At 32.3% G+C, this 17801-nt stretch carries 10 protein-coding genes; 6 read left to right on the forward strand and 4 right to left on the reverse strand.

Going from position 1 to position 17801, the window contains the following annotated elements:
• The first annotated feature begins 324 nt into the window (after positions 1 to 324).
• The 4 genes from CN601_RS12025 to CN601_RS12045 all read left to right on the forward strand — a co-directional run bounded on the left by CN601_RS12025 (position 325) and on the right by CN601_RS12045 (position 5772).
• Complete coding sequence (locus tag CN601_RS12025; RefSeq protein ID WP_098171185.1) at positions 325 to 1896, forward strand: spore germination protein; 1572 nt, start codon at positions 325 to 327, stop codon at positions 1894 to 1896.
• A complete protein-coding gene (locus CN601_RS12030) occupies positions 1880 to 3073 on the forward strand; it encodes a Ger(x)C family spore germination protein (protein WP_098171186.1) in 1194 nt (397 codons plus the stop codon). The genes CN601_RS12025 and CN601_RS12030 overlap by 17 nt, the downstream gene beginning before the upstream one ends.
• Before the next feature lie 9 nt (positions 3074 to 3082).
• Positions 3083 to 4180, forward strand: a complete 1098-nt coding sequence (locus CN601_RS12035) for a GerAB/ArcD/ProY family transporter (RefSeq protein WP_098171187.1) — start codon at positions 3083 to 3085, stop codon at positions 4178 to 4180.
• A gap of 560 nt (positions 4181 to 4740) precedes the next feature.
• A complete protein-coding gene (locus CN601_RS12045; protein WP_098171189.1) occupies positions 4741 to 5772 on the forward strand; it encodes a CotS family spore coat protein in 1032 nt (343 codons plus the stop codon).
• A gap of 271 nt (positions 5773 to 6043) precedes the next feature.
• Here the strand turns inward: CN601_RS12045 and CN601_RS12050 are convergent, their stop codons facing one another.
• From CN601_RS12050 to CN601_RS12060, 3 genes are read right to left on the reverse strand one after another with little or no spacing between them, the layout of a single operon-like run.
• A complete protein-coding gene (locus CN601_RS12050) occupies positions 6044 to 7207 on the reverse strand; it encodes a Ger(x)C family spore germination protein (protein ID WP_098171190.1) in 1164 nt (387 codons plus the stop codon).
• Positions 7194 to 8297, reverse strand: coding sequence for a GerAB/ArcD/ProY family transporter (locus CN601_RS12055; RefSeq protein WP_098120602.1), 1104 nt, complete (start codon positions 8295 to 8297; stop codon positions 7194 to 7196). Before CN601_RS12055 ends, CN601_RS12050 begins: the two co-directional genes overlap by 14 nt.
• A gap of 25 nt (positions 8298 to 8322) precedes the next feature.
• The gene (locus tag CN601_RS12060) at positions 8323 to 9870 is read right to left on the reverse strand and encodes a spore germination protein (protein ID WP_098120601.1); all 1548 of its coding nucleotides are present in this window, start codon (positions 9868 to 9870) and stop codon (positions 8323 to 8325) included.
• A 430-nt stretch (positions 9871 to 10300) separates the two neighbouring features.
• On the opposite strand from CN601_RS12060, the gene CN601_RS12070 reads away from it, so the two are divergent.
• Together CN601_RS12070 and CN601_RS12075 are read left to right on the forward strand one after the other, a co-directional pair.
• The gene (locus CN601_RS12070; RefSeq protein WP_098171192.1) at positions 10301 to 11584 is read left to right on the forward strand and encodes a helix-turn-helix domain-containing protein; all 1284 of its coding nucleotides are present in this window, start codon (positions 10301 to 10303) and stop codon (positions 11582 to 11584) included.
• A 315-nt stretch (positions 11585 to 11899) separates the two neighbouring features.
• Positions 11900 to 16066, forward strand: a complete 4167-nt coding sequence (locus tag CN601_RS12075) for a S8 family serine peptidase (RefSeq protein WP_098171193.1) — start codon at positions 11900 to 11902, stop codon at positions 16064 to 16066.
• 489 nt (positions 16067 to 16555) lie between these two features.
• Here the strand turns inward: CN601_RS12075 and CN601_RS12080 are convergent, their stop codons facing one another.
• Positions 16556 to 17572 (reverse strand): NAD-dependent epimerase, encoded by a 1017-nt coding sequence (locus CN601_RS12080; RefSeq protein WP_257131696.1) that lies wholly within the window; start codon positions 17570 to 17572, stop codon positions 16556 to 16558.
• Between the last annotated feature and the right edge of the window lie 229 nt (positions 17573 to 17801).

The following is a 17801-nucleotide window of genomic DNA, read 5'->3' on the forward strand; positions in this document are numbered from 1 at the left end:
TTATCTTAAGGAATTAACCTTATATTCTGATTATTAGAAATATTTAATTGACAGTCAATTGGGTTATTTATCCCTTATAAAATCAACGTTTTTCCACTCATGTATTAAAATCTCTCTAATTTTTTAAAAAAAATGTTCAAAAACATCAGAAAACATAATAAAAAAATGAATTTTGTTGTTTTTAAACGTTTCCTAAATTTTGAAGGAAATAAGAGAGTTTTCAATTTAAATGAAACATTTGAATTAAAAATGGTAATAAATAGCATAATTTTTCTACATTTAACAAATTTTAAATAGTAATAAATAAACTGATAGGTGATTGGTATGCGATTGGGTTATCCAAAGAGAAGTAGACAATCAGACAAAGTTAAAGCTCAAGTTGTTTTATCATCCGAATTACAAAAAAATTTACAAAATATAAATAGTGAACTGCAATATTGTGCGGATTTAATTACTAGAGAGTTTGAGGTTGGAGAAAACAAAAAAAGAAAAATGGCACTAATCCATTTGCAAGGTATCTCAAATGGTGACACGATTAGTCAATTTGTCGTTGATCCAATTCTTCATAAATGGAAAAACACAAACGTTGATCAATTAAGCGATCTTAACTTTTTCAATGAACTAAAAGATAATACGTTTGATGTTCCACAAGTTAAAACGGAAACTGAATGGAATAACATCATGATGTCACTGTTAAATGGTGACACTGCGATCTTTCTTGATCATCAGCAAAAAGTATTACTAATTGATACGAAGGGTGGGCAATTTCGTTCGGTTTCAGAGTCTACTGGGCAAACGATTATACGTGGTCCAAAGGATAGTTTTACTGAGTCGATCGCAACGAATATGTCGCTACTACGTTATCGAATTAGAAATACTCAATTTAAAATGGAAATGTTGAAGGTGGGCGATATTACAAATACAAATGTCGTCATTTCCTATTTAGATGACAAGGTTGATGAAGAATTATTGAAATCAATCAAAGAAAAAGTTGAAAATATTAAGATTAATGGCGTTTTAGAAACAATTAATATTGAATCGCTTATTGAAACAAAACCATATAGCCCATTTCCAACAGTTCTGGATACTGAAAGACCTGATGTTATTGCAGCAAACATACTAGAAGGGAGAATTGGGCTTTTTGTGGATGGTAGTCCAATAGGGCTTATTATACCAGCGACATTACCAATGTTTTTTCAGTCACCAGATGATTATAATCAGCGTTATATTGTTGGTACATCTTTACGTTTATTACGGTTAGTAGCCTTTTTTATTTCTTTACTATTTTCGGCTTGTTTCCTTGCTTTAATTACTCATCATCCTTCTATGATTCCGACACCTTTAATGGTTAGTCTTGCTGCTCAAAGGGAAAGTGTTCCCTTTCCAGCAATTGTAGAGCTATTATTATTAGAATTTGCATTTGAGATTATAAGAGAGGCAAGTATACGTAGTCCAAGAGTGCTTGCTTCAACAGTTGCAATCGTAGGTGCACTAGTAATTGGTCAAGCGGTTGTACAAGCAGGTATCGTTTCTACCGCAATGATTATCGTTGTTTCGATCACTGGAATTTCTAGTTTTACAATTCCAAATTATAGTATCGCTGCTTCAGCTAGATTAGTAAGATATTTATTTATAATAAGTGCTGGAGTTGCTGGGTTATATGGTATAGCATTAATGTTTTTATTTTGGTTAGTTCATTTAAATACGATTGATTCATTTGGAGTGCCATATTTAATGCCAATTTCTCCATTATCAATTAGAGATAATGAAGATACATTGATCCATATTCCTAAGAGATTATTAAAGACTGCAAATGAGGATTTAGTGCCGGATTCATCTCGAATACGAAAAAAACATAAAAATAAAATTGGTGAAGAAAATGAATCGAATTCGTAAGATTGTATTAATTATTCCGTTATTATTATTTAGTTCAGGATGTAGTAATTACACAGAGTTGAACGAAATTTCATTTATATTAGGGCTAGGAGTTGACTGGTCAGAAGAATCAAATTATAAAGTTACATTGCAAATCATTAGTCCAACTGACTTATCAACAGGAGGGTCTGGAGGTGGAAACGCCTCACCTGTTTTTGTTTTTACAAGCACTGGCGATACAATTTCTGCAGCAATTAGAGATGCAGCTAAAAAAATTACAAGAAAAAAAGATTTCACTCATGTTGCAATTACAGTAATTGGTGAAAAAGCAGCTAGACACGGGATTGAAGAAATTGTGGATAGTATTATTAGAGAACCACGTGTTTCAGCATATATGTCCGTACTAGTAGCCAAAGATTCAACTGCAGAGTATGTTCTAAATACGTTGACACCTATAAAAAAAGTTTCAGCGGTTGCGATGGTATCAAAGCTAGAAAATGTAAATTTTTCACTTGCTGAAGGGGTAAATCCAAATGTATTTCAATTAGCAGAAAACCTATCTTACGAAGGCAAAGAGATTGCAATTAGTGGTGTGAAAATTATAGATAGTACTAAGGAAAAAAATAATTTAACGAACATTCAAAAGATGACTCCGGCACAAACTTTTATAGATGATGTCGCAGTATTTCGGGATAATAAACTCGCAGGGTGGCTTGATGGGCGGGATGCTAGAGCGATTTTGATGGTTCAAGATAAAATCGAACAATCAAATTTTTCAGTACCATGTGGGGATCAAAAATTTACTTCACTTCGTTTTTCAGAACAAAATATTAAAACGGAAGTAGATGTTAATGGAGAAGTACCTGTTATTAAGATTAAAAATATATTATTGAGTTTAGTCGATGAAACTGGCTGCAATATAAAACTAGAAAATGTAAGAGACTTAATTAAATTAGAAAAAGAAGCTTCAAAAGTTGTCAAAAAGCAGATTGTTGAAAGTATTCAGCATGCTCAAAAGTATAAGAGTGATGTTTTTGGATTTGGTGACATCGTTCATACGAGTAATCCTAAAAAATGGAAAGAAATTGAAAAAAATTGGCCTGAGGAATTTTCAAAAGCCAAAGTTAACGTAAAAATTACATTTATTATCAAGCGAACTGGCCTATTAGGCGACCCAGTTAACTTAAAAAGGGAATAAGGTGTGTTTATGTTAAATATGAAGTTTAATTCAGAACAATTCTTTAGTTTATTATCTATCTATTTAATAGGAAGTGCTGTTGCGATAGATCCTGCAAAAGATGCAGGGAGAGATTCCTGGGTTGCGATATTAATTAGTTTATTAATTGGGCTAATTCTATTTAGACTGTATATGGCAATCTATACGAATAATCCCTCAATTTCTTTGATTAATTGTTTACAAAAAGCATGGGGAAAATATTTAGGTGGATTAATCGGTTTATTATATATTGTATATTGTATATATATTGCTTCAAGGGTGTTGAGAGATTTTGCGGAGCTAATTCTAATAATTGCGTTGGATAGAACGAGTTTATTTACAATATCGATTTTAATGATGTTTCTTATGATTTACACAGTAATGAAGGGCTTTACAAGTTTTGCAAGAACAGTTTGGATTTGTTTTCTTTTATGTGGCTTTTTCGTATTTATATTATTACTTACACAAATATTAACTCAGTTTTTTACGTTATCTCATTTAAAACCAGTTCTTGATCACGGCTGGAAGCCAGTTTTAAGGAGCGTCTTTCCAACAACTGTAACTTTTCCTTTTGGAGAATCGGTTATATTTTTATTATTAATGCATCATTTTGAACGGCCAAATAAAGCAAAAAAAATTGGCTCACTAGGTATGATTTATGCAGGCATATTACTAACTATTTCTGCAATTGTACATGTGGCAAATTTAGGAGAAATTATTTTTAAAGCTTCAACTTATCCAGTATTATCAAGTGTTTCTTTAATAAATATTGGGGACTTCTTTACAAGATTAGAATCATTAGCTGTAGTAGTATTCGTTATTTTAGGTTTTATCAAAATCTCAATCCTATTTTTTGGAGCAGTAGAAGGAACGATGTTATTATTTCAACTAAAAGAAAACTGGTTAATTACATTTTTAATAGGAATAATCATATTATTCCTAAGTGTCCTAACTACTGTTTCTTATGCCCAGCATGTACATATTGGACTCGATTTAGTTCCAAAATATTTACATATTCCTTTCCAAATTATTTTGCCGATTATTTTATTCATTACATTAAAAATTCAAAAAAAATTATCGTTGTCGTAGTTTAACAAACAGCGTAACACCAAAATATATTAGAAAATAACATATTAATACTTTATCGAGTTTTAAGATTCCAACTTTGTTATATGAAAATGCTAACATTAAATAATGTAAATCAAATCCTTGTAATAAGGTAAACATGTAGATCACCAAAAAACTTAAAGATGATAACAAAATAAAAATAAAGATTTCTTTCATAATAACCCTCCTTTGATGAGTAGTATACGGAAAATGAAGATTGATTACTCACAATGAAAGGAGAATAAGTTTTGCCTCTTTTTTTAAGAGGCTTTTTATTATAAAAATCTAACCAAAAATTGATTCTGATTAAAACAATTTCTAAAAGAATGTAGTATTTAAACAGGTTAAGTGAAAGTAAAATATAGAGAATGAATGACTGAAATTTTTTTGGGGCTGAAAATGAAAAAGTTGAACTTTGTAATTGCATCAGAATTTATAAAAATAAACTTATATATCCGAAACTCTTAGTAGATTAGCCGTCTCTAAACTTGTACATATTCATAGATTAAAAAGTGGATAAGTATTATTTGGGAGGTATCATTTTGGACGCTTTTTTTAGTGATATCGTAAAAAAAGTAATTTCAAATTACCCATTAGAATTTAATCAAAGATCATTAGAGTGCATTGATAATCTAAAAGCTGAGTGTCCTTTTGATACTAATTTCGGTGAAGTGTTATTGAAGAAAGTTGAAATTGAGAAAGAATATATTGATTTTATGATTTATGCAATAGAATTACTAAGAGATAATGGAGTATATACACCAGAAATTTTAACAACAAAATTAGGTGACGGTTTTGTAAAAATGAATGACGAACATTATATGGTGTTTGAAGCAGTAAATGGCAGGCTTCCAAATATAGAGAATGAAGACGATCTCATAATGATGATAAGTGGGATTGCTACATTTCATAAAGCATCAAGAGAAATTGAAATAACAAATGAACAATTACCGTTAGTTCAATCAGATTGGCAAAAAGAGCTACAAAATAAATATTTAACATTAACGAAATGGAAAGAAGAACGCACTAAAGCTAAAAATCCAACTGAAATCGATAAGCTGTTTTTAAAAAATATTAATATAATATTAATACAATGTGAGAAATCTATCACATTAATAGATAAATACTATCATGCGAAAGAAGCAGAAGCGACAGCAAGTATGAAATCATTGAGTTGTCAAAATATAGAAAATAAAAATTTTTCAATTGGAGAAGATGGGAATTTATATTTCTTGAATATGAGTAAAGTAAAAATCGAATTACCGATACATGATATTAGAAGAATTTTATATATGGCAATGAAAAGCGAAAAAGCTTGGAATTTAAGTTTAATGAAGAAAATAATCAAATCATATCAAGAGATCAACCCTTTAACATGTATGCTGTTTAAGTTGCTTAAAGCCGAATTAATGTTTCCTCATTTATTTTATGAAACATTTTTGGCGTATTATGAAAATAAAGAAACAGATCGAGTTGAAGCTAATTCAGTTAAAAAGATCGTTGCACTAGAATTAAGTAAAGAGAGAGTAATATATACATTCTTTACACAATCAAAAGAAGTACTTAATGATTAAACGGAAAAAACTTAATTTTTTAATTAGCGTCTAGGACTACGAATTAAATCTATGAAAATATTAAACTCAATTTTTACAAGGGGTTATATAAGCTAATTTTTGTTTATCTCCTTTCTCACTAGACGAACGGTTATTTCCTCTAAATTTAATTCACTTTACGAAAGTTTCCTTGAATAATAACCACATTTTTCTAATATAAACAAAAGTACCCTATAGAGCTCACTTTTTAGTGTCTACTCGATAGGGTAGATTTTAATTTAGCGGAGTATATCTATTTTTCTTTTTTCTTTCCGATCATTCCATAATCTCTTATTGTAATATTTACATCGTAATTTATTTTAGCTTTACTAAATAGTTCATCCCAATTTTTACTCATTTTATTCCATTTTTTCGGGTAATGAATTCTTACTTCGTTACCAAATCCAGCAACATCGGTTTTATATTCATTTTGTAGCTTGTTTGTTACATTGTCTACAATGTTTGTTACTTCCTTTTCGGTTGCTCTTTCAATTCTTTTTACATTTTTCTCTTTAAATACAGACCTTAATTTAGGATTCCAATATTCAGCAACTCTACCTTCTGATTCAATTTTTACGTCAAAAGAGATTTTGTCACCTTTTATATGAGGAGTCACTTTACTTTTCATGGATTCAATTTGAAACCAAGTTGGTCCATCAGATTTTTTGGTGAATGCCTTTACCGCACCACCTTTACCTTGTGCAGTGATCCAATTAATTCCTTCTACTTCTTGTGTACTAAGAGTGCCAATCATTTTATTTTTCTTACCATTAAAAATTGCCCCTCCTGAAAACTTAGCACCTTCATCAGTTGTTTCTAATAATTGTAGAAGGAAACTAGAACCAGAGTTCATTAATCCACCAATTTTAATTAACGGTGTTTTACTGACAATTTCCGAAGTTGCTGATTCGTTAGCAATTTCAACGATTCGTAATGCAGGAATCTTATTTGCTTCATTCGTTTCCAGTGTTTCTTTGGCTTTGCCTTTTGCTATAAAAATTAGAGTACTCCCACGAATATCAATATCTCGAAAATAAAGGTCAGTAAGTTCACGTAGGTTTATTTCTCTAGCAAGGTCTTCACTAATGACAACACATTTTTGATGCGCTCCAAAAATGTACCCATCTCTACTTAGAGTTGTTTCCCATCCAGAGGGTTCTAATGAAATACCTTCTCCGACCACATTTATATAAGGTTTTGTTGGGTTAACTCCACCTGACTTTGTGGTCATTGCCTCAGGAACAACATATTGTAGAGTCGATCTTAATTTTCCGTTGTCATCTTTATCTATAGCAGAACCTACAATAATGTTTAAATCCTCAATAGGTTTACTACTCCAGCAACCCGATAATAAAATTAAGAGAATTATATTAATAATTGAGCTTATAAATATTCGTTTTACCTTACATATTTTCATTAAATTTTTTCCTCACAAATGAAATCACTAGTAGGAGAAGAGGGATAATTCCATATAAATAAAATGCAGTATTTCCGATTGCATCGGCCATTTTTAAAGTTTGATTTATATCCTTTGGAATCATTGCGATAATGTAAATAAATGGTAACGTACCAAACATAAAAGGTTTAATATTTTTTTTATTGAAAATTTGAGCCATACCAAGTGAGCCAATATAGAATGCAATAATATAAGTGGCAAAAATTTGCATGATCCAGATTACTAGAAGTAATGAATCAAATCTTTCTACAATAAGACCTTGTATATCGTAACTGCGAATATAAGTAAGTACGGGCCAAGTTTGCAGTAAAACACCATCAACTGAGAAAGCACCGACTACAGCAACAACTGTAATCGAATAAAATACAAATGGTATACCTATTCCATAGATAATTGCTTTTGATATTTTCTTTTTATCCTTCATAAACATGTAGATAAATAAAACCACTTCAAATCCGGAAAATGAGAGAGAAGTTGTTTTAAGTCCATTAAGGACAGGCTTGAAACCATTACCAAGGACAGGACGTAAGTTGTCTATGTCTATGATTTCGATTCCTAAAAAAATAACTAATAAAAAGAAAAATACAGTGATTGGAAAAATAAGTTCTAATATTCTGGCAATTGGGTTGATTCCGCCAAGAACTATATATAAGCCAATCCACAAGAATGGAATTAATATAGCCCAAGAAGGAGTGCCTTGTAGTAAGAATAATCTAGTCGTTTCTGACATGAGCCGAACCTCTAAAGCTGAAAGACAAGTATAATAAATGATTATAATAATACCTAATGGAATTCCTAAATATTTACCAATTATTTTTTGAGTAAATTGATAATATGTTTCGTTCGGATATTGTTTACATAGCATAACTAGCAAGAACACTAAGAGTAAAATTAATAATCCGGATATGACGACAGAAATCCAACCATCAGGCGTTTTTACTTTATCCGTAATCGTTCTTGGTAAGATTAAAATACCTGCACCAAAAATAAAATTAACCATAAGCATTACAACTTGATTCGTTGATATACGATCAATAGGCTCTGAATTCATAACTTTTTACTCCTCCTTTCTTATACTATTTCATTCTTCTTGTTCTTTTTGACTGCAAGCTTTTTGGTCTATTTTTCATCATAAATGATGGAGCTCTTACGATGAAATCTTTCCAGTCGCTAAATCTTATTGGAGCAGCCGGACTTAGATAAGGGACTCCAAAGCTTTTAAGTTTAACTAAATGACTACATAGTAATAGGAAAAATAATACGACTCCATATAATCCAAATATACTTGCAAAAATCATGGAAATAAAACGAAGCATACGTAGTGCAATTCCTACATTGTATTGCGGAAGTGTAAAGGAGGAAATTGCTGTTACTGCAACAACAATAACCATGATCGTACTTACAATACCTGCTTCAACTGCAGCCTGGCCAATAATTAAACCGCCAACAATTCCTAAAGATTGCCCAATCGGTTTTGGTAAACGAAGTCCGGCTTCCCTTAATACTTCGATAGAAATTTCCATTATTAGTGCTTCGATTAATGGAGGAAATGGAACCCCACCTCTAGTTGCTGCTATATGGAATACTAGCTTTGTTGGGATTAAGCCTTGATGAAATGAAATAAATGCAATGTATAAAGATGGAGCAAATAAAGCAATAAAACATGAAAAATATCGTAATAATCGTACTAGAGTAGCAGCGAACCATCTCTCATAATAATCCTCAGGCGATTGTAGTAACATCTGAAAAGTAACAGGAGCAATTAGTGCGAATGGGGATCCATCTAATATAATAGCAACTCGACCTTCCATTAAAGCACTCATAACTCGATCAGGGCGCTCGGTACTTTGAATCTGAGGGAAAGGACTTAAGTAATTATCTTCTATCAATTGTTCAATATAGCCGGAATCTGGAGCGCTATCAATTTCAATTCTTTTTATTCTTTTTTTTACTTCTTCAATTAGTTTTGAATCCGCAATACTTGAAATATAAGCTATAACTAATTCTTTTTTTGAAACTTCACCAATCTCGAATCCGATCATTGTTAAATCTGGATTTTTTCCAGAACGTCTTAACATGGCAGTGTTATCTGCTAAATTTTCAACAAAGCCAAGCCTTGGACCACGAACAAGTGCTTCTGAATCAGGTTCCTTTATATCTCTTGATTTTGTTAGTGCTTCCCCTATTAAAAAGCATTCAGAAATGCCATCTATTAACAAGGCTATTGAACCAAATAAAATATCTGATTTTAATTTTTTAAAAGTACTAACACCTTCAATCGTACAAACGGTGAGAGATCGCTCTTTAATACAACTATTAATTTCATTTATGTTCAGAGATTGCCCATTATTTTTTTGATCAGTGACAACGGCAGTGAGTCCCGACATTAGTTCGCCTAAAATATGCTTTTGAATTAAATCTGCATTCGATAAGCCATCAATAAAAATAATTGCTAGTTGAATATTTGTATCGCCTAATAGAAATTCTCTAAACTTTACATCAGAATTATGTCCGATTTCATTAAAAATCCAACTTAAATTTTCTTGGAGATCACATGACAAATTCTCATTATTATTTTGAGATACATGATTTTCCTGATTCATATTGGATCTCAGCTGCTTCATCTAAATCACTCTTCCTCCATATGATGAACCCATTTAAAAAACTTCCATAAGCCTACAGGAACTATAAAAGTAATAAACGCCTGGATAAAAATCGGATATTCAGGAATTAATGAAATAATTTTTTTGAGCATTAAATCATCCCTAACAAAGTTTTATAAAATATAAAGGTATTATTTCCCATTAGAGGAAAAGAATTCGGAGACATAAATCTTTTTCTTCAGTTTTTCAAGTCCCGCCTTAATCATGGCTTGGAAAATTAATTAACTTTAATAAAATAGTTGAATATTTCCTATTTTAAAAATACGACAAAATAGTATAATTAACCTAATAGATCACGTGCGATAGTACCTACTTGTCCTTTTTTTAACTAGACAAAATGGCGGGGACGATGGATTATAAAGATTATTACCTTTTATGGAGAGGAAAGCCTATGAATCAGATACTTCTATATGATTTTCTTACAATAATGAGTGACAAAAATTGGAATAAAGCTGATTTAGCCAAATATTCTGGAATCCATATTAGTGATATTAGTAGAGTATTTAATAATAAAAAGCCACTTTCTTTACATTATTTAGATGCAATTACAGAAGCGTTCGGTTTGGCAGAAGGTCATTTTTACTCAGGCTATACACAATTATGTTTTAATCAGAATCGATATTTGGACAAACGAAGAAGTGTAGCATTCATTTATAAATGTGCAATAAATGGATTTAATCAAGAATTAAATTTTATCGTATCAGAAATGTTAGAGGAAAAATCTAAAACCATTCGCACGAAGAATTTGCAGAATTTATTTGAGATAGCTGAAAAGTTATTTGCTGAAGGAAAAGAAAAAGAGGCGTTGCCTTTATATGAAATCATTATTCACCATATGCCCGATCAAACAGCAGAGGAAGTTGCAATTAGCTATTTTAGAAAGTACTATTTAAATCGATTAACAGAAGAAGGACCAGCTACTCTTGTCCATGTTCTCGAATACGTAAGTTATATGCCAGATGATTTTCAAGAACTAACAATTTTATGGATCACGGCTACTTACTATATGTTAAAGCAATGGGACAAGGTTCTTCATTATGCAAAGAGATTAGAAAAAATGGCAAGGAATGAAAAGCACTTTGGATATGCGTTAGTATATCAGGGTTTCGCTTTAAATAGGTTAAGTAATTCGATCGAAGTAGTGCTAAAAATAATTAGTAAATATAGCAAGATCAATGATTTTTTTGCGGAGGCTGCAATAGGTAATCGATATGTAACCTTACTAGATTTCGGCGAGTTACATTATGTCGATGAATACTATGACTGGCTTAAAAATAGAGATGATCTATATGTAGGTATTCCGAGAATTATAGAATCCTATTTAAAATTAGGAAGATTAGAAGACGCTTCAATCGTAATCACTCTCCATGAAAAAGAGATTATTGATTTGGCAAACAGTTCTAATTTGCATAAACAACAATTGTATTTAGACTTTTGCTATGCACAATCATTATTAAAATGTGAAAACAAGCAATATATTGAAGGGCTAAATGAATTAATCAATGTTGCAAGAAAGGTGAAGAATGCAGGAATCATCGAAAAATTTAAATTATGCTTATTATCAATTTGGCATTATAGAGAACATTTAACGGATCAATTAAATGAGGACTATATTCATATGTTAAGTGACGATAAGAATAGTCAGGCGAGTAATCTTTATGCCATGAGCCGATAATTTGCTTAGACAGCCAGGTCGACGCTAGCTTTTTTTATTAATTTGCTTACTAAAGTGGTTCTCATTAAGAGTAACACCACTCCTCTTCAAGCTTTGCTTTACGCAAGACAAGTTCATGCATTTAGTCTGAAAATCAAATTTTTGTACTTTGACTCGAAAGCCCATAAACTTGGGCTTTTTATTTGCGATTAAACACATAAAGATGACAAAAAATATTTAAATTTGACAGAATTTTTAAAATAGTAAAATTACATAAACTCTCACTATAATCAATTTGTAAGACAGCATAATTAAATTGGGGGAGAGAGAAGTAAGATGAATCGTTTAATCAAGAGTACAGCAATTTTAACATTAAGTACCGGTGTTATTTTAAGCACATTTCCAGTTAAACACCATATGCCTCTAGTAAAGGCTGCAGCACAATCTTCAATTGAGGATGTACTAGCTAAACTGACTCCAGAGCAACGCCAAGCTTTAAATCAATTGGAGCTTACTAGTCAAGAAGGTTTACAATTACCTTCATCAGTAGATTTAAATAGTTCTAAAAATCTATCTGTTATCGTTGAATTAAAAGATAAACCTGCGAAAGTCGCAGTAATTGAAGAAGCGGCAAACGGAAATAGTTTATCTCTTTCAGCAGCTGAGCAAAAAGCAGATACTGCTCAAGAAACTTTTAAAAATGATTTGCAAACAATTTATAAAGATGACTTAAAAGAGAATAAAAACGTTTATAAAATTAAACGTACATATACAAGCTCTTTAAATGGAGTTTCGATCGAACTTCCTGCAAATAAGATAAAGTCATTGTTAAAATCGAAAGCTGTTAAAGCCGTTTGGCCAAATAATGTTATAAAAGTTGAGCCGCCAACTGTTACAGATTCCACAGAAGGTAGCGGGGATACAAAGAAAATAGCTAATGAAGTATTCCCAGGAGTTAATAAACTTCATGATGAAGGAATAACTGGAAAAGGAATTAAAGTAGGGGTAATTGATACAGGAATTGATTATAATCATCCAGATTTAACGGATGCGTACAAAGGCTATCGTGCACAACCAGGAGTAGATCCAAAGTCAATTAATCCAAATTCGGTAAAAGGGTGGGACTTTGTCGACAATGATGCAGACCCAATGGAAACAACTTATGACGATTGGAAAAAGTCAGGTTTAGGAGAAAAAGATCTACTCACTGGCGCAACCTTCTACACGGAGCATGGAACACATGTATCAGGGATTATCGCTGGTCGTGGTAAAAATAATACGGATTACGCAGTAACAGGTGTTGCACCAGATGCTGATTTATATGTTTATCGTGTATTAGGACGATTTGGCTCAGGTACAACTGAAAATGTTTTAGGTGGAATTGACAAGTCTGTCGCTGACGGAATGGATGTTATCAACTTATCATTAGGAAGTAATTCAAATGATCCATTGAATATTGAAAGTCTTGCATTAAATAATGCAGTCCTTTCTGGTGTAACAGCAGTAGTAGCTGCGGGGAATGCTGGGGATCAAATGTACACTTTAGGTGCACCGGGAGCGTCTGCATTAGCAATTACTGTTGGTGCAAACGATACAAGAACAGAGATTGCTACATCTAAAGGAACTTTACATGGTACAGCAGATGTATCAGCTGATTTAAAATTGTTAGGAAATGGCTTTGGCGACAATGTTGAAAGTTTAAAAGGTAAGAATTTACCGATTGTTAAAGTACCAAATAACGGTTCCGATGCAGATTATGCATCAATTGATGTAAAAGGAAAAATCGCATTAGTAAATCGAGGAACAGTTGCACTAGTTGATAAAATTAAATTTGCTAAAAACCATGGAGCTGTTGCAGTTATCATTATGAATAACGTTGCTGGTGAAGGGTTTATTCCAGCGTACTTAGGTGGAGGATATGGTTTAGTTCCAACATTTACTATGTCTGCTGAACAAGCACCAGCAATGACTGCAAAACTTGGTACGACTCCAACATTCTCGTTTGACGAAATGGGTAAAGTAGTGGATGCAGGTAGTAAATTGGCATCATTCAGTTCTCGAGGACCTGCTCGTATCACATATGATATTAAACCTGAAGTAACAGCACCAGGTGTTGCTGTATTCTCAACAGTTCCATCATACATGCATGGGGCTGATCAAATTGGTAAATATGAGTATGCATATGACAATTTATCTGGTACTTCAATGGCAACACCTAATGTTGCTGGGGTTGCAGCATTATTGTTACAGGCAAATCCAAATTTAACACCAGCAGAAATTAAAGAAACTTTAATGAACACAGCCGATCCTTTAAATGGAGATTATAGTGTATTTGAAACGGGTGCAGGACAAGTAGATCCATATGAGGCAGTTCATTCAAAAACTAGAATTGAAGTTGTAGATGAAACAAAAGGTCTTTCAGATAAAAAAGGTAATTTAAAAACAGTTAAAGATCTTACAGGTGCACTTTCATTTGGCGTATTCGCGCCTGCTGGTCAAAATATTAGCGATCAACGCTCACTTAACATCTATAACAATAGTAATCAAGCAAAAACATATGATGTAAAAGTGACCTTCCAAAAAGACCGTCGAGGTTCATTAGATGCAGATAGCAATGGAGTCATGATTGTTACTGATAAATCAATTAAAGTTGGAGCAAATTCGAAAAAGAAATCAACTGTAGCAATTGCAGTTCCGAAATCAGCAAAATTAGGAATTTACGAAGGGTTTGTTACTTATACAAACCATGATAATCCTGAGGAAACATTCCAAGTTCCATTTGGTATTAAAACAGTGGAAGAAGGAATGGGATCTCTAGCAATGAGTCCGCAAGCATTTACTCAAGTATTTGATTCAGCTTATTCTGGTCAGCTGATCTACACGAATGCACTTATGAGTATTAAATCTCATATGCGCACGCTAGATGTTATTCTTGAAGATGGAAATACAGGTAAAGATATTGGATTCGTAGGTACGATGGATGGTTTAGGAATGGATGAAAATATTACTTACGGTGTATCCAAAATATTTAATGGATATTACTACAAATTCACTGGTGATGATGATCAGCCAATAGCTTATGATACAGATTTAGCAAAACAAGGCTATTATAAGCTGAAAATTGTTGGTACGAATGATGCTGGAAAACAATTCTCAATTGATGCACCTTTCTATTTTGACAATACAGCACCAAAAATGACGGTTAATAGCCCTGATGTATTAGAATATAAAAACGGCCAAACTAGCGTAACAATTACGGGGTCGGTTTATGATAAAGAAACTGATGAAATGCAAAAACTTGGAATGAACGTGAATCAAGGAAGTACAAAAGTTTACTATCAAGATCAATTAGGTGGAAGAGCAATTGCAGTACCTGTAAATCCTGATGGAACGTTCACTGCTACAATTCCAACAAACGCAACAAGAGCTATGTTACCAGCATTCTACGCAATGGACGCAGCATCAAATAAAACATTTAAAGAAGGTAGAGAAATTTTTGTTACACGCGATGATGTAACTTACGGATTTATGCAACCTGAAAAACGTACTTTGAAGAATGGTGAAACAGCTTCTGCAACGCTAAAATTAAATAAAGCAAATGGTGTAAAACAAGCTGTTTATAAATTCTATCATAATACAAGTGTAGCATCGATGAATATAACTCCAAATCCAAGTGTAGCAGATAAAGTTGATGTGAAAGTTGATGATAAAGTTTGGAGTGGAGATTTGTACGAAGCAACTGTAACAATTACAACAAAAGATGGAATTGCTCCATTATCTGGTGACTTAAATCTTGCTGATTTAACGTTTAAAACAGGAAAAGATTATGTTCCATCTCCAGTTATTTGGTCAGCTCATATGTATAGTGTTACTATTACAGATACAACTAACGCTACAAAAGCAGTTCCAAGTGGTAATCCTGCGATTTTTTATGGAGACCCAACCCAATCTTTATTCCGAGTAGTTAAAAGAGCTGAGGCTTTCTTAGATCCAGCTGGTGCGGCATTACAATCATTAGATTATGCAAAAATGGGCGTAAAAGAAATGGCGATCAGTTCAAATGGAACAGTATATAACGGAAAAAATAATTCATCTGTTGTTACAGAAATACACAATTTACCACTAACTGACGATCATTACGAGTTTATACTGGATGTTCCTGGTCACTTTACAGTACACAAAGACTTTACAATTGGTTTCCATGAAGATGGTAAAGTTACAAATCAAAATCTTTTCTATAAGTTAAATCCAGCGATTGCAGGCGACGTAAATAAAGATGATGTAATCGACATTATGGATGTTCTATACTTACAAACTTATTGGGGAACAAATAAACGTGCAGCAGATATTAACTTTGATGGCACAGTAGATGCAAAAGATATGGCTTTTGTTGAGAAAAATTACTTAATGCAAAATCCAACAATTAAATTTGCACCAACGCCTAAAAAGAAATACAAATCTCAAACTTTAGAAACAGTTAAGAGTGCATTAGGAATTCAATAATGATTTATTTGGAAATCTCAAAGTACTAGTACTTTGAGGTTTCTTTTTTTGTATTGAATGTGGACGTGGCGCAGCGCAGAACTGAAATATTAAATGCTGGAAAAGCCATTTGTTCATAAAAACCAGAGTTTTGTTCATAAATCATTGGTTTTGGTTCATAAAGCATTTATGGTGACTTCTTTATACTTAAATGTAACGAACATTAAGTGAACAATATTGATAAAGTTGTGAACTCCGTTGATATAGCACAAAACTCCGTTGATATACTACAAAACTTCGTTGATATAGACAAAACCCCGTTGATCACACGCAAAAATTACTCGTTTCGCACACAAAAAACTCGATATCAACCTCATGAAAAATAGCTCGAAAATTTTATTCAGAATCATAGCAATCGCCAAAGATTACCTCAAACGGGTGGGTTTTCACCCGGAAAATATGAAATAACCACAAGGCGATACTTGTGGTTATTTTCATTATATACACTATTTAGTTTATCTTTTTATACTCCTTAAACCATTCTACGAATTTAGCGATACCTTCTTCAATTGAAGTAGATGGGCTATATTGAATATCGTGAACTAGCTGGTCAATATCTGCATATGTTTCAAGTACCTCTCCTGGTACCATCGGCATATATTGAATATTTGCTTTTGTACCAAGTTGCTTTTCTAATGTTTCAATAAAATAGTTTAAGTTTACTGGGCTATGATTTCCAATGTTGTAAAGCTTATAGTAAGAAGAAGAATCTGTAGGTGGTCCATTTTTAATGATTCTTACAATTGATTCAATTACGTCATCGATATAAGTAAAATCTCGTTTCATATTCCCATAATTGTATACTTCAATTGGATTTCCGTTAATGATTGAATTGGCAAATTTAAATAGAGCCATATCCGGTCTACCCCAAGGACCATAAACAGTAAAGAAGCGTAATCCCGTTGTAGGTAGATTAAACGTATGACTATAAGAATGTGCCATTAATTCATTCGATTTTTTTGTAGCTGCATATAAGCTTATTGGATGGTCAACTCGATCATTAATAGAAGAGGGAGTTTTTTTATTATTGCCATATACAGAGCTTGATGAAGCGTATAAGAGATGTTTAATTTGATGATTTTTACAACACTCTAATATATTGGCGAAACCTACGAGGTTTGATTGGATATATGACCCAGGGTTTTCTAAGCTGTATCTTACGCCAGCTTGTGCTGCTAGATTAATAACTAGATCGAAATCATTTTGTTCAAAGAGCTCCATTAACAAATCCATATTATCGATCGAACCATTTACAAAATTAATGCTCTCATATTGTTTTAAAAGATCTAATCTATCAAATTTTAGCCACCTGTCATAGTAATCATTTATATTATCAATGCCTACGATTTGTAAACCTTCTTCTAAAAGACGTTTACTTAAATGGAATCCGATAAATCCAGCACATCCAGTAATCAGGATGCTTTTCGTGTCAGCTTTATTAATGATAAAAACCTCCTTACCTAACAATAGTTGAAATATCATATGTAGGTTGAAACGACAAAGTTCGAATGCATTGAGAAATATGTATATAACTAGATTGAGAGAAAATCTTTTAAATAGACTACACATATACCCTCACCATACTTGTACTAAATCATATTATTACAATAGGTCTTAACTCAGTTAGAACATAAAAAAAAGCAATTCTTAATTACATTTCCTTCAAATAGAAATGTGAATTTTTTTATGGGCTCTA

It is taken from the genome of Bacillus sp. AFS017336 (genome assembly GCF_002555445.1).
Lineage (GTDB): Bacteria > Bacillota > Bacilli > Bacillales > Bacillaceae_G > Gottfriedia.